Here is an 18,805-nt window from a genome sequence, read left to right on the forward strand (position 1 = left end):
CCCGAGCTGCCGATTTGGCGCAGGCCGCACCCCGCGGATAGTGTTGCTCCTTGCAACGCGGGGTGGAGCAGCTCGGTAGCTCGCTGGGCTCATAACCCAGAGGTCGCAGGTTCAAATCCTGTCCCCGCTACCAGAAACGACCCCCACCAGGTGATCACCCGGTGGGGGTCGATTCATTTCCGGCTCTCTTCGAGCGACCTCAGTTCATCTGATGCGGCGGCACCTCGTCGTAGCTGATCGCATGGTCACCGGATCGTCGGTGCCACCAGTACGTGACCGCCCACAGGAGCACGCCGAGGAGCAACAGCCAACCGGCGATCACGTACTGCTCGGGATCGCGGCCGGTGACCGGCAGGGTGAGGTACCCGCACGTGACGGCACCGAGTACGGCGATCGGCGTCTTGGTGCGGAAGTGGTTGTGCTCCACCTTGTCTCGCCGGAGGACCAGCACCGACACGTTGACCACCGTGAACACCGCGAGCAGCAGCAGTGCGGTGGTGCCGCCGAGGAGTCCGACGATGGAGCTCTTCGGATCGGCACTCACGTAGGTGAGCAACAACAGGGCGATGACCGTGGTGAAGACGATGGCCGCGAACGGGGTCCGGCGACCGGGGTGCACATACGACAGGAACTTGGGCAACACGCCTCGTTTCGCCATGCCGTAGAGCAGGCGACTCGCCATCATCATGTTGATGAGAGCGGTGTTGGCGACCGCGAACATCGAGATCCACGGCAGCAGGTCCGACATCGGGAAGTCGGGCGCCGCGGTCTGCACGACGTCGACGAGCGGGGTCTCGCTCTCGGACAGCACGCCCACCGGCACGATCGCCACCGCGCAGATGGCGATGAGGACGTAGACGGCTGCCGTCATGCCGAGACCACTCAGCATGACCTTCGGGAAGATGCGGGTCGGCTCCTTGCACTCCTCGGCCATGTTCACCGAGTCCTCGAAGCCGACGAGCGCGAAGAACGCCAGCGAGGTCGCCGCCGTGACGGCGATGAAGACGTTCTTGTCGTCGGGGCTCTCGAAGGCCACCACCGCATCCCAGTGTTCGGCGTTGCCGCCGACGATGAACCAGTAGCCGATGAACAGCACGAGCAGCAGACCGGTCAATTCCACGAGGGTCAGGACGACGTTGGTGCCGACGCCCTCGGCGACGCCGCGGAAGTTGATGAACATGACGAGCAGGAGGAATCCGACGGCCACCGCGTACAGCGCGGGATCGGTGGCGTCAGGGGACTCTCCGCCGCTGAACGCGGTCAGCATGTTCACCGCGAACGCGCGGGAGGCCGTCGTCGCGGACGTGATGCCCGAGCACATCACCGTGAACAACACGATGAATGTGACGATGTGGATGCCGAAAGCCTTGTGCACGTAGAGCGCTGCCCCGGCGGCCTGTGGATACTTCGTCACCAGTTCGAGGTAGGAGAACGCGGTGAGCGTCGCGACCGAGAAGGCGATGAGGAACGGCAGCCACGCCGCGCCCCCGACCTCGCCCGCCACCTGGCCGGTCAGCGCGTAGACGCCGGTGCCCAGGATGTCGCCGATGATGAACAGGAGCAGCAGCTTCCAGCCCAGTACCCGTTTGAGCTCGGGCTGCTGCTCCGCGTTCTTGCCGGTCTCGCCGGCGTTTGTGCTGGCTGCCATGCGATAACGCTAGACCTCGGAAGTGGTGGTCGCCGGGCGAATTGCGGCGATGACCACCAAATGGCCGGACGGTGAGAAGAGGCCTCGGTGCGACTGTGCGAAACTATCGCCCATGAGCAACGGCACCCTGATCTTGATGCGTCACGGCGAGAGCGAATGGAATGCGTCCAACCAGTTCACCGGATGGGTGGATGTGGCGCTCACCGACAAGGGCAAGGCCGAGGCCGTACGGGCCGGTGAACTGCTCGTCGAGCACGATCTGCTGCCCGACGTCCTCTACACCTCGCTTCTGCGCCGCGCCATCTCGACGGCGCAGATCGCTCTCGACACCGCCGACCGCCACTGGATCCCGGTGGTCCGCGACTGGCGTCTCAACGAGCGTCACTACGGTGCCCTCCAGGGTCTCAACAAGGCCGACACCCTGGAGAAGTACGGCCAGGAGCAGTTCATGCTGTGGCGTCGCAGCTACGACACCCCGCCGCCGGCCATCGAGCCCGACGCCGAGTACAGCCAGGTCGGCGACCCGCGGTACGCCGACCTCGACGAGGTGCCGCTGACCGAGTGCCTCAAGGACGTCGTGGCCCGGATGATCCCGTACTTCACCGAGACGATCGCCGCCGACATCAAGGCCGGAAAGACCGTGCTCGTCGCGGCACACGGCAACTCGCTCCGGGCGCTCGTCAAGCACCTCGACGGCATCTCCGACGAGGACATCGCGGGCCTGAACATCCCCACCGGCAACCCGCTGCGCTACGACCTCGACGAGAACCTCAAGCCCCTGAACCCGGGAGGCACCTACCTCGACCCCGAGGCGGCTGCGGCCGGCGCGGCCGCGGTGGCGGCCCAGGGCCAGAAGTAGTCGACGAAAACAGCTTCGACACGCGCGCTCGCCGCCCGGAAACGCCGGGCGTCGAGCGCGTAACACAATCGTCATAGCTTCTTTGGTGTGACGCGCGCTACATTAGACGCTATGGCGGATGTGGGCACCCTTCGGATCGATCATTCACCTGCTCAGGAACGGTATGAGGCGATTCTCGTCTCTGATTCTTTCGGCGAGGACGAGGTGGTCGGGTACCTCGACTATGTCTCCGAGCCCTACCAGGTCGTGCTCACCCACACGGTGGTCCGTGAGCAATACAGTGGGCACGGCTATGCGGGACAACTGGTTCGGTTCGTCCTCGAGGACATCCGGGCGAGTGGCAAGCAGGTCGTGCCGGTCTGCTCGTACGTGCAGCGTTTCATCGAGCGCCATCCGGAGTTCGCCGACATGGCGGTGCCGGTCCCTCAGTGACCAGCCCGGCGGCGTGAGCCCCATCCGCGGACTGTGCGGTGCAGTGATCGTCGGGCCTTCGGCGAACGGCACGTGAACAGCTGTCGAACAGCTGCGACATCTGTGCAGCTCGCGTTGGTTCCGCCGTAAGCTGGGCCCGTGGCCGCCGCAATCTCAGCCGCGACGATCGCGTTCGTGCTCGTGCTCGCGCTCGTCCTCGGAGTCATGCTGGGTCGTCGTCTCGGCGCCCCCGGGTCGCCCCGACGCCTCGCCCTCGATTCCTGGTTCGGCCGCGCACACACGTCCCCACGATCCGACGCCGTCCTGCCCGTCCCGGCCACCGATCGCGCACAGGTCCCGAGGGCGGTGCCCCCCTCGGCCGAGATCCGCGATTCCGACGTCACGTCGACGACCGCCGACGGCCGGATGACCAAGGCCGGTTTGCTGAGCATGGTCGTCCGCAACTCGACGACCGCCGTCGCCGTGGTCGACCAGTTCCGCGACGTCGTGATGTTCAATTCCCGGGCCGTCGAACTCGGCATGGTGCGCGAGATGCTGCTGGCCGACCCCGTCTGGGATGCGGTCAAGGACGTCCTCGACACCGACGTCCAACACCATTTCGAGTTCAGCCCGCCCACCTCGACCCTCGGCTTCGTCTCCACCGGACGTACGCCGCGCCCCACCGTCGAGCATGTGCGGTGTCTGGCCAAGGTGGTGGCACAGGACGACGAGCGCTATGCGGTGGTCTACGGTCTCGACGACACCGAGCACAAGCGTCTCGAAGCCACCCGGCGCGACTTCGTCGCGAACGTCTCCCACGAGCTGAAGACCCCGGTCGGTGCCATCGGCCTGCTCGCCGAGGCGCTTCTCGAATCGGCTGACGACGTCGAGTCGGTCCAGCACTTCGGTCAGCGGGTGGTCGGGGAGACCAAGCGCATGGGCAAGCTGGTGAGCGAGCTGCTTGCGCTGTCCCGACTGCAGGACGGCGACACCCCCGAGTTCACCCGCATCGATGTCGACGCGCTGATCGACGAGGCTCTCGCCGCGGCGACGATCACTGCCGAGGCGGCCGCCATCGAGTTGCGGTCCGACGAACCGATCGGCGTGGCGATCAGCGGAGACCGACTCTTGCTCCTCACCGCTCTGAACAACCTGATCGCCAACGCCATCGCCTACTCGCCCGCCGACACCGTGGTCTCGATCAGCCGCCGGATCATCCGGATCGACGGCCGCCCCATGGTGGCGATCGCCGTCACCGACCGCGGCATCGGGATCGCCCGCGCAGACCAGCAGCGTGTCTTCGAGCGCTTCTTCCGCGTCGACCAGGCGAGGTCGCGGATGACCGGTGGCACCGGTCTGGGCCTGGCGATCGTCAAACACGTGGCCGCCAATCACGGCGGCACGATCAAGCTGTGGAGCGAACCGGGTACCGGCTCCACGTTCACGCTGTGCATCCCCGAGGACCTGTCCGACGTGGGCTGGTCCGCTGACGACAAGGAATCCGAGAGTTGACCCACGTGCTGATCGTCGAGGACGAGGAATCGCTGGCCGATCCGCTGGCCTTCCTGTTGCGCAAGGAGGGGTTCGAGGCAAGCATCGTCAACGACGGTGCCCAGGCGCTGCCCGCCTTCGACCGCGTGAGCCCCGACATCGTCCTCCTCGACCTGATGCTCCCCGGGATGTCGGGGACGGAGATCTGCAAGGCCCTGCGTGCCCGGTCGAACGTGCCGGTGATCATGGTGACGGCCCGCGACGCCGAGATCGACAAGGTCGTCGGACTGGAACTCGGCGCCGACGACTATGTGACGAAGCCGTATTCGGCGCGCGAGCTCATCGCCCGTATCCGGGCGGTCCTGCGACGCGGCGCGGATGCCGGCGAGGACGACCTCGATCTCGGTGTCCTCGAGGCGGGCCCGGTCCGGATGGACGTCGAACGGCACACGGTGGCGGTCAGCGGTGAACCGATCACGCTGCCGCTCAAGGAGTTCGATCTCCTCGAGTACCTCATGCGCAACGCCGGCCGCGTGCTGACCCGCGGGCAGTTGATCGATCGGGTCTGGGGCGTCGACTACGTCGGCGACACCAAGACGCTCGATGTGCACGTCAAGCGTCTGCGCTCCAAGATCGAGCCGGATCCGGCCACTCCGAAACACCTCATCACCGTTCGCGGACTCGGGTACAAACTCGAGGCCTGATGCCGGATGCGCGGGTCGTTCCCGCGCACCCGGGTCACTCCGGTGGCTGCAGCTCGTATTTGACGTCGGTCTCACGACGCGCGGTGGCGGCTGTGGTCGCCGGGTGAACGGCGATGAGCCCCAACCCCTTACGACGCCGGCAGGCGGCGGCGAGGGCCTCGTAGGCCGGGGCGCCGAGGAGCTCGGTCAGCTCGGGTGCGTAGGACTCCCACACCTGCTTGGCGCCGACGTGCGCGTCGGGTGATCCCGAGCAGTACCACTTGAGATCGTGGCCGCCCTCGCCCCAGCCGCGGCGGTCGAACTCGGTGATAGTGGTCTGCAGGACCTGGGTGCCGTCGGGACGTTCCACCCAGTCCTGCTCACGGCGAACCGGCAACTGCCAGCACACGTCGGGTTTGACGGTCAGCGGTTCGAGTCCCTTGCGCAGGGCCATCGAGTGCAGCGCGCATCCGACGCCGCCCTCGAAGCCCGGCCGGTTGAGAAAGATGCACGCGCCCTTGTGAAGTCGCGTCTTGAGCGCCGGCTCGTCGTCGAGGTCGCTTTCTTCGAGGTACCCCTTGGGGCCGAGCGGGTTCTTGCCCGACCCCTTCTTGTAGAACTGCCAGTCCTCCGGGGTGAGCATCGATACGCCGTGGGCGAGACGCTCCCGATCGTCGGAGTCGGACAGGTAGGCGCCGTGACTGCAGCAACCGTCGGTCTCGCGTCCGGGCAGGATGCCCTGGCAGGCCGGGGTGCCGAAGACGCAGGTCCAGTGCGACAGCAGCCAGGTGAGGTCGGCTTTGATGAAGTGTTCGGGATCGGCCGGATCGACGAATTCGTACCATTCACGCGGAAAGTCGAGTTCGACCTCCGGGGCGGGCGTGATTCGTGGCGCGGACGGCGAGATTGCGGTCACGACTACAACGGTAGCCGGGATCGTGCCGACACGGCGGCTGCACTACCGTTGACCCGTGCGCTTAGGAGTTCTGGACGTGGGCAGCAACACTGTCCATCTCCTGGTGGTGGACGCCCATCGCGGCGGCCACCCGACGCCCATGAGTTCGACCAAAGCGGTCCTGCGTCTGGCCGAACAGATCGACGCCGACGGTCGGATGAGTGACAAGGCGGTGTCGAAGCTGATCGATTCCGTTGACGAGTTCACCCACATCGCGGCGACCTCCGGGTGCGAGCAGATCATGGCGTTCGCCACGTCGGCGGTCCGGGACGCGACCAACTCCGACGATCTCCTCGATGAGGTGGAGAAGCGCACCGGCGTGCGCATTGCGGTCCTGTCCGGCCGGGATGAGGCGCGTCTGACGTCGCTCGCCGTCCGACGCTGGCGCGGCTGGAGCGCGGGCCGCATCCTCGCCCTCGACATCGGGGGCGGTTCGCTGGAGATGTCCAACGGCGTCGACGAGGAGCCCGACGTGGCGCTGTCGCTGCCGCTCGGTGCCGGACGACTCACCCGTGAGTGGTTGCCCGACGACCCGCCGGACCGGCGTCGGATCGGTGTCCTGCGGGACTGGCTCGACGCGGAGATGCGCGCCCCCGCCAAGGAGCTCCTCGCGCCCGGTGCACCCGACCTGTGTGTCGGCACCTCGAAGACCTTCCGCAGCCTCGCCCGCCTCACCGGCGCGGCCCCGTCGAGCGCGGGACCCCGAGTCCGGCGCGAGCTGACGACGAGCGGACTCCGTCAGCTCATCTCCTTCATCTCCCGCATGACCCGCTCCGACCGCGCCGAACTGGAGGGCGTGAGCGCCGATCGTGCCGGTCAGCTGGTCGCCGGCGCGCTCGTGGCGGAGGCGGCTATGCGGGCCCTCCGAGTCGATACACTGGAAATCTGTCCGTGGGCTCTGCGGGAGGGTGTGATCTTGCGTCGACTCGATGCGGAACCAGCCGACTCGTTCGAGCCCTCACAGACGACTGGCGCCCGGGGCGGCGTCGGCTGATCCGGTCTGCGATGCCCACGGGCACGCGGGATGGGGGAGACGGTCGACGGTGCGTCCACGAGCGCCGAGAAGTACCCAAGCGGATGCGCTCGACCGGCATCCGGTGACGTTCGAGGACGGAGAGCCACTTCATGTCGAAGGATTCGGAGCCCGAATCTCGACCCATTTCGGTATCGGAACTACTCGCACGCTCGCAGGCGGCCGGCGGTATGACGCCCACGCGGCGGGACGGTCGCGGCCGTCGACGCGCGGGACGCGACGGTTCGGTCTCGGTCTCCGAGCTGACCGGCGAGATCCCGAAGATCACCGACGCGTCCGCGGCCCAGGCCGGGGACACGCCTGCCCCCGTGGACGAGAAGCCCGCCGACGAGAAGGCAACCACTCCGGCCGAACCCGCCGCGGTGGAGACATCCGAGGTCGAGGCGCCCCGGGGCGAGGTCGCCGAGGTCGAGCAGCCGGAGACGGAAGCTCCCGAGGCGGCATCGGCACCGGAACCCTCGACGCCCGAATCGGCGACCGAATCGGTCGGCGAACCGTCGGCTCCGGAACCCACCGAAACCGCCGAACCCGAGGCCTCGGGCCCGGAGTCGGCCGCGCCCCGCGCCTGGGGTCCCGCGGGCTGGTCGGGGACCGGGAGTCCCAGTGGTCCGTTCCCACGGTCGGGGAACCCCGTCGCGCGCCGCGCCGCCGACGACCGCCCGGTCGCCGACCGTTCCCGCCCGGACCGTCCGTTCTCGACGACGGGTCGCAACGCCAGCGGCATGCCCGGTTTCGGCGAGGCACCGCCGGCCACTCGTGACTTCAGCTCGCGGCCGCGGACCGGGGGTTCACCCTCTGATGCTCGACGTCGCCATGTTCGTCGGACCCCTGACTCCGCCCCTGTCGACGAGGAGTCGGCGAACGCGGTGACCGGCATCATCCCGGTCGTGGAGGGCTCCGAAGAGGGACTCGTCGTCGTCGAATCCGACGACGTGGTGACCTACGACCTCACCGAGGTCGACTCCGGTTCCGATCCGCGCGAGCGGGCCGACGGCGGGTTCTCCGACGTCATGGACTTCGACGCCTATCGCAACTTCGCCGACGTGGAGGGCGACGCCGACACCGGCGCTCAGCCGGCAGTCGGTACGAGCGGACCCAAGAAGGGCGCCAAGGCGCTCGGTGGTCTCGCACGCAAGCTGTTCAGCCGGAAGTCTGCCGGCGCCGCGGCGGGAACCGCGGCCACGGCTGCCGCAGCGAAGTCGGGTAAGGATGCCGCCCCGGCCGGTGGTCGCGCGCGGGCCGCCGCGGCGCGGGCGCGCGATGACGACGAGAACCCGACCGAGATCATCGCGCCGATCGCGACCCCGGAGGAGGACGCCGCCCCCGCGGGGTCCGCAGCGGACACCCGCGGCGAGGAGACACGGCCCGCCGAGACCGGCGAGACCGAGGACTGGCAGGCGTCGGCCCAGTGGTACGACACCGAGGCGTGGTCGGCGCCGGTCGTCGACGAGGAGGACGACCAGTCGAGCGAGACGGTCGAGTCCACCACCGCATCCGAGCCCGTCGACCTGGTCAAGCCCGACACCGCCCGTCTCGCGGAGACCGCCGACCTCGACGAGACCCCCGGTGATGAGAAGGAGGGACCGTCGGAAGGCGCCGCCCGTACTTCGCCGTCCGCGGAGGACCAGGCCGCGAAGCCGGCGGCCACCGTCGACGAGCCCGACGAGATCCGGCCCGACCAGGCCGAGAGCGAGGAGCGGTCACCGGCCGCCGCGTGGCTGCTGATCTTCGGTCAGGCGGTCGCGGGTCTGGTCGTCGGCATCGGACTGTTCTGGGGCTTCACCGAGCTGTGGCGCTGGAACCCGTACTTCGCACTGGTCCTCGCAGTCCTGGTCATCTTCGGGATCGTCACGCTGTCGCACGTCGTGCGACGCACCAAGGACCTGACCACGACGCTGCTCGCGTTGGGCGTCGGCCTGCTGGTGACCATCGGTCCACTGGTGCTGCTGGCCACGTGACGACGCCGCCCGAGCCGCCTCCGCTCCCCAGACCGGAGATACCCATCGGCCTGTCGACCGCCTCGGTCTACCCGCAGAACACCGAGGCGGCCTTCGCCTACGCCGCAGACCTCGGCTACGACGGTGTCGAGCTGATGGTCTGGGGCGACCCCGTCAGCCAGGACGTCCGTCGCGTCAGTTATCTGTCGGACCACTATCAGGTCCCGGTGCTGTCGATCCACGCCCCGTGCCTGCTGATCACCCAGCGGGTGTGGGGTCGCGACCCGGTCGTGAAACTCGCCCGCTCGGTGCAGGCGGCCGAAGACCTCGGCGCCTCGACCGTCGTGGTGCACCCGCCGTTCCGCTGGCAGCGCGGTTACGTCGCGGCCTTCGACGACCTCGTCGGTGAACTCGAGGACGACAGCGGCGTGGCCGTCGCCGTGGAGAACATGTTCCCGATGCGGGCGGACCGCTTCTTCGGGTCACGCGAGCCCTCCGTTCGCCGACTCCAGAGGCGCGGCGGCGGGCCCGGACTGGCCGCCTCGGCGTTCGGCAAGTCGATCGACCCCACCGACGACGGCTACTCGAACTACACCCTCGACCTGTCGCACACCGCGACGGCCGGCGTCGACGCCCTCGACCTGCTCGATCGCATGGGTTCCAACCTCAACCACCTGCATCTCGCCGACGGCCACGGCGCGGCCACCGACGAGCACCTCATCCCCGGTGACGGCGGACAGCCGTGCGCCGAGGTGTGTCGCCGGATCGCGGAGAGCGACTTCGCCGGCGCGGTGGTGCTCGAGGTCACCACGGGCAGCGCACGCACCAAGCCCGAACGCAGTGCGCTGCTCGCCCGTTCGCTAGATTTTGCGCGGCAGCATCTCAAACGGGAGCTGCACCCCGAGAGCGCCGGCCGGCTCGACATCTGACGCCGGAGATCGTCGCGTCGCGGTCATTCGCCGACGCCGGGGTCGGTACGACGAAAGCGGGACGATGACCAGCAAGATCACCGAGGTACTGGCGTTGACCGAGGTGGACCGCGGTGGTCCCGACTCCATCACCTTGCGCGCTCACATCGACGACACCTTCACCATCGGACCCAAGGTGCACGGCGGAAGCCTGCAGATGGTCGTGGCGAAGGCGGCGCGCACCGCACTGAGCGCCCTCACACCGCCCGACGATCCGAAACTCGCCGACGCGGCCGCCGCGATGATCCCGGTTGCCGTCGCCAGTGACTACCTGACCGCACCCGACGCCGCCGACGTCGACCTCGCGATCTCCGTGCGCAAACGCGGCCGCACCGTCACGGTCCTCCAGGTCGACGCGGTGCAGCAGGGTCGTACGGTCGTGTCGTCATCGGTGACGATGGCCCGCCCCGACTCCGGCACCCCGCACCACTCCGGGCCCAACGTGCTCGACGGCACGCCCGCCGAACCGCCGTCGACCGGCATCTCACTGGACGGTTCGCCGATCGCCGAGATCAACCACCTCGGCGCGGCGGTCGACCTCGTCCTCGACGCCGAGACGTTCCCCATGGTCCGCGGCGAGACCGGTGAGCCGCTCGTGCGCGGGTGGATTCGCCCGAAGGGCCTCGATCCCGACGAGTACTTCGCGGTCCTGGTGTGCGACATCTCGCCGCCGGTGGTCTTCAACCTCGCGATGTTCGGCTGGGCGCCGACCGTGCAGCTGACCACCTACGTGCGCCGGCATCCCGCGCCGGGCTGGCTGCGGTTCGCCGCGACGAGTACCGAGGTCGGGCCCGGGATGTTCGAAGAGGATCATCTCGTGGTGGACTCGACCGGGACAGTTGTCGCCCAGTCCCGTCAATTGGCACTCATTCCCGCAGGAAGGTAGACATTCGTGACCGAACGCATCGCCATCATCGGTGGAGGCAAGATCGGGGAGGCGCTCCTGGCCGGCCTGATCGGCGCCGGAACCCCGACGAAGGATCTCGTCGTCGCGGAGAAGCTCGAATCCCGCGCGTCCGAGATCGCCGACGAGTACGGGGTCCTGGTGACCGACGTGAAGACGGCCGCCGAATCCGCGCAGTTCGTCTTCCTCGCCGTCAAGCCCGACGCCGTCGACTCGGTGCTACGGGAACTGGCCTCGGCCGAGGACAACGCGGAGAGCGAGCGCGTGACCGTCACCCTCGTCGCCGGCATCCCGCTGGCCCGCTACGAGAGTGCGTTGCAGGCCGGTTCGCCGGTCATCCGTGTCATGCCGAACACGCCGATGCTCGTCAACGAGGCGATGTCTGCGGTCTCGGCCGGACGCTACGTCGGCGATGAGCAGCTCAGCGCAGTCGTCAGCATCCTCAAGACCGTCGGCCGGGTGGCCGTGGTGCCCGAGAAGCAGATGGACGCGGTCACCGCCGTGTCCGGGTCCGGTCCCGCCTATGTGTTCCTGCTCGCCGAGGCGATGATCGACGCCGGCGTCGGCCTGGGTCTCACCCGCGCGCAGGCGTCGGAGATGGCGATCCAGACCATCCGTGGTGCCGGGGTCCTGCTCAGCGATTCGGGGATGTCCCCGGTCGATCTGCGGGCAGCCGTGACCTCCCCGGGCGGCACCACCGCGGAGGCGATCCGAGAATTCGAGGCGAACGGCCTCCGGCACGCCGTCTACCAGGCCACTCGCGCCTGTGCAGCCGCCAGCGCCCGCGGCGGACGTCGAGTGGAAGTCGAGGGTTTGACGACGGGACACGCGGTAACTGAGACCCCATGACTTGTGGTCGATAAGCGGCTAAACCCCAGCATGTTGGGGTCGAGTCACAGAAATCCCAGAAATCACGGTCCCTCACGTCGCTTTTTTCACATCTGCCACGCTAAGCTGCTTCAAGCACGTGCGTGTCTGATGTCCGCAGGAGGGGAAGCCTGCGGCCGCGACGCGTGCACCGGAGGTTGAGTGATCAATGGCAGCTGCAGACACTCCTGGTGACAGGACGGCTTCGGTGAGCAATGCGACCTCTGCGTCGCAGTTCCTCACCGTCGCCGAGGTTGCGTCGCTGATGCGCGTTTCGAAGATGACCGTCTACCGTCTCGTCCACAACGGCGAACTGCCCGCGGTTCGGGTCGGACGCTCGTTCCGTGTGCACGCGAAGGCGGTGCACGACTACCTGGAGACGTCGTACTTCGACGCCGGCTAGGTTCGGTCTCGGCCGACGCGCCGATCAGCAAGTTCTACCCAGCACTCCCGAGGGTGGCCGTGAGGCCGCTCCGGGAGTGTTGTGTTAGACGGAGGTGTCCACCCGGGCCGGTGGGCCGTCCTGGTGGTCGTTTCGGCCACCGCGATTTCCTGATCCGACACACCGCCCGGTAGGCTCAGTGGTCGCGTACCTGGATGTACCGGTGAGCTCCTCGAGCCGGGTAGTCGACGCCAGTCGACGACCACTGACGAAGCCGATCGAGTGCAGGCCAGGGTCGGTCAAGTACATCAGTGTCAATCGTGAGGAAGCGCCCCCATGGGTTCAGTGATCAAGAAGCGCCGCAAGCGCATGTCGAAGAAGAAGCACCGCAAGCTGCTGCGTCGAACCCGGGTGCAGCGCCGCAAACTCGGCAAATAAGCACTCTCATGGCACCAGGACCCGCCTCGGCGGGTCCTTTTGCTGTTACGGACCCGCCTTGGCGGGTCCTTTTGCTGTTTCAGGGGTGGCGTCGCCGCTCGGTGAGGACCTGCGCGCGCGTCGGGTTTGTCGGGAGGCACTGAGGTCCTTTGTCACACGAATGACCCGGTTCCGGGGTCGTTCGTCACCGATCTCTCCGATCCGGGCCCCTCGGCGGGCCGAAACGGGTCGATGACGTTAGCCTCGACGCCATGGCCGAATCCTCCGCAGTGTTGCCTCGGGTCGTCCTGGTGACGGGGGCGTCGACGTTTCTCGGCGGGTACCTGGTCGCACGGCTCGCGGCCAATCCGCAGATCGAACGTGTGCTGGCGGTGGACTCGCGGGTGCCGCGCAAGGACCTGCTGCGCCGGATGGGACGTGCGGAATTCCTGCGTCTGGACATCCGGCGTCCCACCATCGCGAAGGCGTTGGCGTCGTACGAGGTCGACACGGTGGTTCACGCCGCGACGTCGATCGCCGACACCGCCCCGCACTCGGCGGCCATCAAGGAGTTCAACGTCGTCGGCGCCATGCAGGTCTGCGCGGCCTGCCAGCGGACACCGTCGGTGAAGCGCCTCGTGCTGCGATCGACCGCGATGGTCTACGGGTCCAGCGCGCACGACCCGTCGCACTTCTCCGAGGAGACCCGCGCACGCCGTGAGCCCAAGCGGGGCTACGGCCGCGATCTCCTCGACGTCGAGGGTTACGTACGGGGTCTCGGGCGCCGCCGCCAGGACATCGACATCACGATCGTGCGTCCACAGGCGATGCTCGGACCGCGGATCACCACGCGCATGGGTTCGTACCTGTCGGCGCCGGTGGTCCCGACCGTCATCGGTTACCAGCCGCGCCTGCAGTTCCTGCACGAGGAGGACGCACTCGCGGCGATGGAGCACGTGACCCTCGCCGGCAAGCCCGGCACGTTCAACCTCTCCGGCGAGGGTGTGGTGACGCTGTCGCAGGCCATCAGGCGGGTCGGGCACGTCGAACTGCCGGTGCCGAGCGGTCTCCTCGCGCCGATCGCCGGCGTCTTCCAGGATCTGCGCTCGGCGAAGCTCCGCTCCTCGCAGACCGAGTTCCTCACCTACGGCCGGGTGCTGGACACCACCAGGATGCGCACCGAGCTGGGTTTCGTGCCGCGGTACACGACCATGGAAACCCTCGACGACTTCGTGGAACGCAGCGGCGTGACACCGGTCATCGGGACCGACGTCTGGCGGGCTCTGGAACAACGTGTCGTCTCTGCCGCACATCAACTCCAGTGAATTGTGAGATGAGATTGGTGCGAGGAGTCGCGGTCGGGGTGCGCAACGTCGGTGCAACCTCTAGACTTGGACGCCAGACCCACAACGCGCGCAGGGGAAGCCACTCCACCGCGGGCGACGGGTGAGGACATCGAGATCATGCTGACGATCACACGGGGAGATCACGGTGGCTCTCGGGTTCGGCGTTTCATGTCATCGACGGCGCAGCGCTGCGTCTGTAGGTCCGGGGGAATGACTTGTGACGGAACGATTGCCAGTAGTTCAGGCACTCCCGGTTCAAACGGGGAGCGGGGGGTTCACCGACACACGGACGATCCACGGGACAGGAACAAGGGGTGAGCGCCTTGCCAGGTAGCGGAGCTACGGATGCACGTACCGCCAAGGTCATACAGCTCTACGCGTCACCGTCCGGTCCGGACGCCTCCGGGAATCGCCGCGGCGTACGCGATTCGGGACGTCGTCGGCATCCGAGCCAGCAGGGCCCGGGGCCCCGACCGAATACCGCTGCGATGCACGGTGATTCGACGCTCGGGCATCCCAACACCGATGGGTTCGGCCGTCCGCCCGCGAGGATCACCCCGATCAGCGACGAGATCGCACTGTCGGACGAGGCGCTCGGCATCGAGCACCGGGGCCCGTCGAAGTCGAGCCCGCTGTTCAGTCTCGGGGGCATCCGGAATGCCGTCGCCGACACCCTGACCTCCACCGCGGGCTTCATCCGCGAACGGATGGCCGGCGAGTACGAGGTCGACGAGTTCGGATTCGATCCCCATTTCACCGAATCGGTGTGGTTTCCGGCGCTCCGGCAGGTCTACGAGAAGTGGTTCCGCGTCGAGGTCACGGGTATCGAGAACCTGCCGCTCGAGGGCGGTGCGCTGCTCGTCGCCAACCACGCCGGCACCATCCCGGTCGACGCGATCATCACCTCGCTGGCCGTCCGCGACAACCACCCCGACCACCGGTACCTGCGTGTCCTCGCCGCCGACATGGCCTTCGACTCGCCGGGCATCAGCGAGGTCGCGCGGCGTATCGGTGCGACGCTCGCCTGCAACAACGACGCCGACCGACTCCTGCGCAACGGCGAGCTCACCGCCGTGTGGCCGGAGGGTTTCAAGGGCATCGGCAAGCTCTACAAGGACCGCTACAAACTGCAGCGGTTCGGCCGGGGCGGCTTCGTGACGACCGCGCTGCGCAACGCGGCACCGATCATCCCGGTGTCGATCGTGGGCTCGGAAGAGATCTACCCGATGCTCGCCGACCTCAAGCCGCTCGCGAAGGTGCTCGGCCTGCCGTACTTCCCGATCACGCCGCTGTTCCCGTGGCTCGGGCCGCTGGGCATGGTGCCGTTGCCATCCAAGTGGCACATCCACTTCGGCCGCCCGATCGAGACCGGTTCCTACGACGAGTCGTCGGCCGACGACCCGATGGTGGTCTTCGACCTCACCGACCATGTCCGCGAAGAGATCCAGCAGACGCTGTTCCGGATGCTGAGCCGCCGTGGGAGTGTCTACTTCGGCTGACACCGACACTCGCCGACTGATACTGATGAGGCATGCGTGCAGTCGTGTGTCGAGCCGGTGAGCTGACCGTCCAGGACGTCCCCACCCCCGTGCCCGAGAAGGGCCAGGTGCTCCTTCGTGTGTTGCGGGCCGGGATCTGCGGGTCCGATCTCCACGCCCGCGTGCACTGCGACGCGACCGCCGAGGTGTCCGCAGAGGTCGGCTACGACGCGTTCATGCGCTCCGACCAGTCGGTCGTCATGGGACACGAGTTCGCCGGCGAAGTGGTGTCCTACGGCCCCGGATGCCGCAAACGGTGGGCGCCGGGAACGCCGGTGGTGGCGGTACCGATGGTCCGGCACGGCGAGGAGGCGCACCTGACCGGTCTGACCGCATCGGCGCCGGGAGCCTACGCACAGTTCGTACTGGTCTCCGAGGACATGACCTTCGAGATCCCCGACGGGCTGTCGATCGATCACGCCGCCCTCACCGAACCGCTCGCCGTCGCCCATCACGCGATCCGTCGCGGTGAGGTCGGCAGGCGCGACGTCGCGGTGGTCATCGGGTGCGGACCCATCGGGCTGGCCGTCATCGCGATGCTCAAGGCATCCGGCGTGCGCACCGTGATCGCGAGCGACCCGTCCGCAGGACGCCGGTCGCTGGCCGACCGTGTCGGTGCCGACATCGTCGTCGACCCGGCCGCCGAGTCGCCATTCGACCGGTGCGCGCAGGAGGGGAAGTACGTCACCGCCGCGCAGGACCTGCTCGGCACCGCCTTCGACGCGATGCATACTCTGCGGCGAATCCCGTTGGCCCCGTGGAGCTCCCTGTTCCGGGTGGCGGACCGGCTCGGCGCGACGCCGAAAGGTCCGGTGATCTTCGAATGCGTGGGCACCCCCGGCATGATCGAGCACGTCGTGTCGAACGCCCCGTTCCGCTCCCGCGTCGTCGTGGTGGGTGTGTGCATGGAGCCGGACACCTTCCGTCCGGCGATGGCGATCAACAAGGAGGTCGAGCTGCGGTTCGTGTTCTGCTACGACCCGGCCGAATTCCACGAGACCCTGCACATGATCGCCGACGGCAAGGTCGAGGTCGCTCCGATGATCACCGCGACGGTCGGACTCGAAGGAGTGGCCCCGGCGTTCGACGCGCTCGGGACCGCCGCCCACCACGCGAAGGTGCTGATCGATCCGATGAGCGAGATCGCCTCGCTCTGAGCTGTCTCAGAGTGCGAGGTCGAGGGCGGCGCGGACGATCGAATCGGTGTCGATGCCGTGCAGGCGGTACACGTCCTCGAGTGAACCGACCTGACCGAATCGGCTGACCCCGAGCGCCGCACCCGGCACGTTGTTGATGCCCGTGAGGAAGGCGAGCGTGTGCGGGTGCCCGTCGAGGACGGTGACCATCGGTGCCGCGCGACCGGGCGGGAACACCTGGTCGAGAATCCACGACGCGGCGTCGGCCAGCCCGCGTCGGGCCTGCAGCGCCTCGAAGATCAGTCCCGGGCTCGTCACGCAGACGACGTCGGCCTCGACGCCCTGCTCCGCCAGGCGGTCGGCGGCGGCCAGTGTCTCGGTGATGGCCGCACCCATCCCGACCAGGGTGACCTGCGGAGAGTTGGTGCGGCGCAACAGATATCCGCCGGCCACCACCTGGCGTCGACGACGTTCCCGGGCGGCCGGGTCGTCGGGGACCGCGGCGAGTCGCTGGTCGACCGGTCGCGTCGACAGCCGCAGATACGACGAGGTCCCGTCGGGGCGTCCGAGCCGGCCGATGCAGGCGAGCAGGGTCCACTCGACGTCGATCGCGAAGGCGGGTTCGTAGCTGACGCACCCGGGTTGCTCCAGGCCGATCGACGGCGTCGTGATCGACTGGTGCGCACCGCCTTCCGCAGCCAGTGTGACGCCGGACGGGGTGCCCACCAGGATCGACTGCCCGCCGGCATAGATACCGTAGGACCACGGCTCGAGGGTGCGCTCCACGAACGGGTCGTAGAGCACGCCGATCGGGAACAGCGGTTCGCCCCAACGACTCCAGGTGGCGCCGAGCTCGCCGATCAATCCCGCCAGGACCACACCCCCACCTTGTTCAGCCAGCCGGCCAGGTTGGTCGTCGAGCTGACGTCGGGGCTCACCGTGACGACGCGGGCGGATGCCTCGGGTGCCTCCCGGGACAGGGCGAGGAGCGTACGGCCCAGTGCCGCTTGCGCCCCTCGTCGGTGTTCTCGTCGAACCGTCCCCACGGATGGCTCGGGTCGAGTCCGAGCGACGCCGCGAGCTCCTCGTACTGCTCGACGGTGAGCAGCGAGGAGTGGTTCTGCGGATGGCCCTCGATCGGCAGCCCGTTGCCCTTGATGGTGTAGGCGAGGATGACCGTCGGCCGGGTGTCGTCGATCTGCTCGTAGGCGCCGAGGAGGGCGTCGAGGTCGTGGCCGCCGAGGTTGCGGATCGCCTTCAGGAGGGTCTCGTCGTCGACCTCGGCGATGAGCGCGGCGACCGCATCGGCGTCGGGGCCCGACCCGGGCAGGCGCTCGCGGACCTCGCCGGCGTCGCACCGCAGCAAGCGTTGATACTCCGGGTTGGGCATGTCGAGGATGCGCGAACGCAGCGCCGACCCGCCGGTCCGCCCGAACAGATCCTCCAGCAGCCGACCGAACTTCACCAAGATCACTTGCCACCCGGCGGCAGCGAACATGGCCTCCAGGCGCCCGGCGGCGATGTTGGGGACGACCCGGTCCAGGGACTGCCGGTTGAGGTCGACGATCCAGACGATCTCGCCGAGCTCGGCCACGGAGGGGTCGAGGATCGCCTCCCAGACCGCGCCCTCGTCCAGCTCGGCGTCACCGACGAGAGAGTACTGCCGGGCGAGCACCGTGGGTGAACGACGGTCGGCGGCAATCGCATCGGGGCCGCCGATCGTGGTGTCGAGATAGCGGCGTGCCACCGCCCCCCAGATCGGTGCGGTCGCACCGATACCCACCGATCCGGTCGAATAATCCACCGCGTCGGGGTCCTTGGTACGGCTCGGATACGACTGGAGTCCGCCGAACTGCCGCAGTGTCGTCAGATACGACTCGTCGAGCCCACCGAGCAGATAGTTGATGCCGTGCAGGACCGGTGACGCATGGGGTTTGACCGAGACCCGGTCACCCGGACGCAACTGCGAGAACCACAGCGACGTCATGATCGAGACCATCGAGGCGCACGACGCCTGGTGTCCGCCGACCTTGAGTCCCGACGGGTTCGGCCGAACCCGGTTGGCGTGGTGGATCATCGACGTCGAGAGCCACAGCACGCGTTGCTCGATCGCGCGCAACGCCGCGGGTGTCCCGGCCGTGTCTGTCCCGGGTCGGGGATCGGCGAGGGTCTCGTCCGTCATGGTGGTCCTCTCCGGGATGGGGTCTCTCCGGGTGGTCACCGACGTCGC

General features: G+C 68.1%; 16 protein-coding genes, 1 tRNA gene and 1 pseudogene. 15 read left to right on the forward strand and 3 right to left on the reverse strand.

Annotated elements, in window-relative coordinates; translation table 11 throughout:
* The first annotated feature begins 56 nt into the window (after window positions 1-56).
* A tRNA-Met gene (locus M1L58_RS05210) sits at window positions 57-133 on the forward strand.
* 66 nt (window positions 134-199) lie between these two features.
* On the opposite strand, the gene M1L58_RS05215 is transcribed toward M1L58_RS05210, so the two are convergent.
* Complete coding sequence (locus tag M1L58_RS05215) at window positions 200-1,648, reverse strand: APC family permease (RefSeq protein WP_248658089.1); 1,449 nt, start codon at window positions 1,646-1,648, stop codon at window positions 200-202.
* A gap of 112 nt (window positions 1,649-1,760) precedes the next feature.
* Between M1L58_RS05215 and M1L58_RS05220 the strand changes: the two genes are divergently transcribed.
* From M1L58_RS05220 to M1L58_RS05235, 4 genes are all read left to right on the forward strand, one after another.
* Complete coding sequence (locus tag M1L58_RS05220) at window positions 1,761-2,507, forward strand: phosphoglyceromutase (protein ID WP_005194247.1); 747 nt, start codon at window positions 1,761-1,763, stop codon at window positions 2,505-2,507.
* Between the two features lie 111 nt (window positions 2,508-2,618).
* Window positions 2,619-2,939, forward strand: a complete 321-nt coding sequence (locus M1L58_RS05225) for a GNAT family N-acetyltransferase (RefSeq protein WP_006865311.1) — start codon at window positions 2,619-2,621, stop codon at window positions 2,937-2,939.
* Between the two features lie 138 nt (window positions 2,940-3,077).
* Window positions 3,078-4,430, forward strand: a complete 1,353-nt coding sequence (locus M1L58_RS05230) for a sensor histidine kinase (protein ID WP_248658090.1) — start codon at window positions 3,078-3,080, stop codon at window positions 4,428-4,430.
* The gene (locus M1L58_RS05235; RefSeq protein WP_248658091.1) at window positions 4,427-5,113 is read left to right on the forward strand and encodes a response regulator transcription factor; all 687 of its coding nucleotides are present in this window, start codon (window positions 4,427-4,429) and stop codon (window positions 5,111-5,113) included. The genes M1L58_RS05230 and M1L58_RS05235 overlap by 4 nt, the downstream gene beginning before the upstream one ends.
* Window positions 5,114-5,147: 34 nt before the next feature.
* Here M1L58_RS05235 and M1L58_RS05240 read toward each other — a convergent pair whose 3' ends face one another.
* On the reverse strand, window positions 5,148-6,008 hold the full coding sequence (locus M1L58_RS05240) for a hypothetical protein (RefSeq protein WP_248658092.1): 861 nt from the start codon (window positions 6,006-6,008) through the stop codon (window positions 5,148-5,150).
* Window positions 6,009-6,063: 55 nt separating this feature from the next.
* Between M1L58_RS05240 and M1L58_RS05245 the strand changes: the two genes are divergently transcribed.
* The 10 genes from M1L58_RS05245 (at window position 6,064) to M1L58_RS05290 (ending at window position 16,596) form a co-directional block, all read left to right on the forward strand.
* Window positions 6,064-7,041 carry a Ppx/GppA phosphatase family protein gene (locus tag M1L58_RS05245; protein ID WP_174310818.1) on the forward strand — a complete coding sequence of 326 codons (978 nt, stop codon included), beginning with the start codon at window positions 6,064-6,066 and terminating at the stop codon, window positions 7,039-7,041.
* Window positions 7,042-7,172: 131 nt separating this feature from the next.
* Window positions 7,173-9,038 carry a hypothetical protein gene (locus M1L58_RS05250; protein ID WP_248658093.1) on the forward strand — a complete coding sequence of 622 codons (1,866 nt, stop codon included), beginning with the start codon at window positions 7,173-7,175 and terminating at the stop codon, window positions 9,036-9,038.
* Window positions 9,035-9,946, forward strand: a complete 912-nt coding sequence (locus M1L58_RS05255) for a sugar phosphate isomerase/epimerase family protein (protein WP_248658094.1) — start codon at window positions 9,035-9,037, stop codon at window positions 9,944-9,946. The genes M1L58_RS05250 and M1L58_RS05255 overlap by 4 nt, the downstream gene beginning before the upstream one ends.
* A gap of 64 nt (window positions 9,947-10,010) precedes the next feature.
* Window positions 10,011-10,871, forward strand: coding sequence for a thioesterase family protein (locus M1L58_RS05260; RefSeq protein ID WP_006865304.1), 861 nt, complete (start codon window positions 10,011-10,013; stop codon window positions 10,869-10,871).
* A 6-nt stretch (window positions 10,872-10,877) separates the two neighbouring features.
* A complete protein-coding gene (gene proC / locus M1L58_RS05265) occupies window positions 10,878-11,738 on the forward strand; it encodes a pyrroline-5-carboxylate reductase (RefSeq protein ID WP_248658095.1) in 861 nt (286 codons plus the stop codon).
* 187 nt (window positions 11,739-11,925) lie between these two features.
* The gene (locus tag M1L58_RS05270) at window positions 11,926-12,159 is read left to right on the forward strand and encodes a helix-turn-helix domain-containing protein (protein ID WP_005194237.1); all 234 of its coding nucleotides are present in this window, start codon (window positions 11,926-11,928) and stop codon (window positions 12,157-12,159) included.
* Between the two features lie 315 nt (window positions 12,160-12,474).
* The gene (locus M1L58_RS05275) at window positions 12,475-12,576 is read left to right on the forward strand and encodes a 30S ribosomal protein bS22 (protein WP_003402602.1); all 102 of its coding nucleotides are present in this window, start codon (window positions 12,475-12,477) and stop codon (window positions 12,574-12,576) included.
* 251 nt (window positions 12,577-12,827) lie between these two features.
* Complete coding sequence (locus M1L58_RS05280) at window positions 12,828-13,880, forward strand: NAD-dependent epimerase/dehydratase family protein (RefSeq protein WP_006865301.1); 1,053 nt, start codon at window positions 12,828-12,830, stop codon at window positions 13,878-13,880.
* Window positions 13,881-14,389: 509 nt separating this feature from the next.
* Window positions 14,390-15,400 (forward strand): lysophospholipid acyltransferase family protein, encoded by a 1,011-nt coding sequence (locus tag M1L58_RS05285; RefSeq protein WP_248658096.1) that lies wholly within the window; start codon window positions 14,390-14,392, stop codon window positions 15,398-15,400.
* Between the two features lie 32 nt (window positions 15,401-15,432).
* A complete protein-coding gene (locus tag M1L58_RS05290; RefSeq protein ID WP_248658097.1) occupies window positions 15,433-16,596 on the forward strand; it encodes a zinc-binding dehydrogenase in 1,164 nt (387 codons plus the stop codon).
* A 6-nt stretch (window positions 16,597-16,602) separates the two neighbouring features.
* Here M1L58_RS05290 and M1L58_RS05295 read toward each other — a convergent pair.
* Window positions 16,603-18,757, reverse strand: a pseudogene (locus M1L58_RS05295) (transketolase-like TK C-terminal-containing protein).
* Window positions 18,758-18,805 lie beyond the last annotated feature (48 nt).

The sequence above is a fragment of the Gordonia sp. C13 genome (genome assembly GCF_023218005.1).
GTDB classification, from domain to species: domain Bacteria; phylum Actinomycetota; class Actinomycetes; order Mycobacteriales; family Mycobacteriaceae; genus Gordonia; species Gordonia namibiensis.

Coding starts and splice junctions, on each gene's coding strand:
- M1L58_RS05215 (WP_248658089.1), bottom strand. CDS start 1,648: ATGGCAGCCAGCACAAACGCCGGCGAGACCGGCAAGAACGCGGAGCAG.
- M1L58_RS05220 (WP_005194247.1), top strand. CDS start 1,761: ATGAGCAACGGCACCCTGATCTTGATGCGTCACGGCGAGAGCGAATGG.
- M1L58_RS05225 (WP_006865311.1), top strand. CDS start 2,619: ATGGCGGATGTGGGCACCCTTCGGATCGATCATTCACCTGCTCAGGAA.
- M1L58_RS05250 (WP_248658093.1), top strand. CDS start 7,173: ATGTCGAAGGATTCGGAGCCCGAATCTCGACCCATTTCGGTATCGGAA.
- M1L58_RS05260 (WP_006865304.1), top strand. CDS start 10,011: ATGACCAGCAAGATCACCGAGGTACTGGCGTTGACCGAGGTGGACCGC.
- M1L58_RS05270 (WP_005194237.1), top strand. CDS start 11,926: ATGGCAGCTGCAGACACTCCTGGTGACAGGACGGCTTCGGTGAGCAAT.
- M1L58_RS05275 (WP_003402602.1), top strand. CDS start 12,475: ATGGGTTCAGTGATCAAGAAGCGCCGCAAGCGCATGTCGAAGAAGAAG.
- M1L58_RS05280 (WP_006865301.1), top strand. CDS start 12,828: ATGGCCGAATCCTCCGCAGTGTTGCCTCGGGTCGTCCTGGTGACGGGG.
- M1L58_RS05285 (WP_248658096.1), top strand. CDS start 14,390: ATGCACGGTGATTCGACGCTCGGGCATCCCAACACCGATGGGTTCGGC.
- M1L58_RS05290 (WP_248658097.1), top strand. CDS start 15,433: ATGCGTGCAGTCGTGTGTCGAGCCGGTGAGCTGACCGTCCAGGACGTC.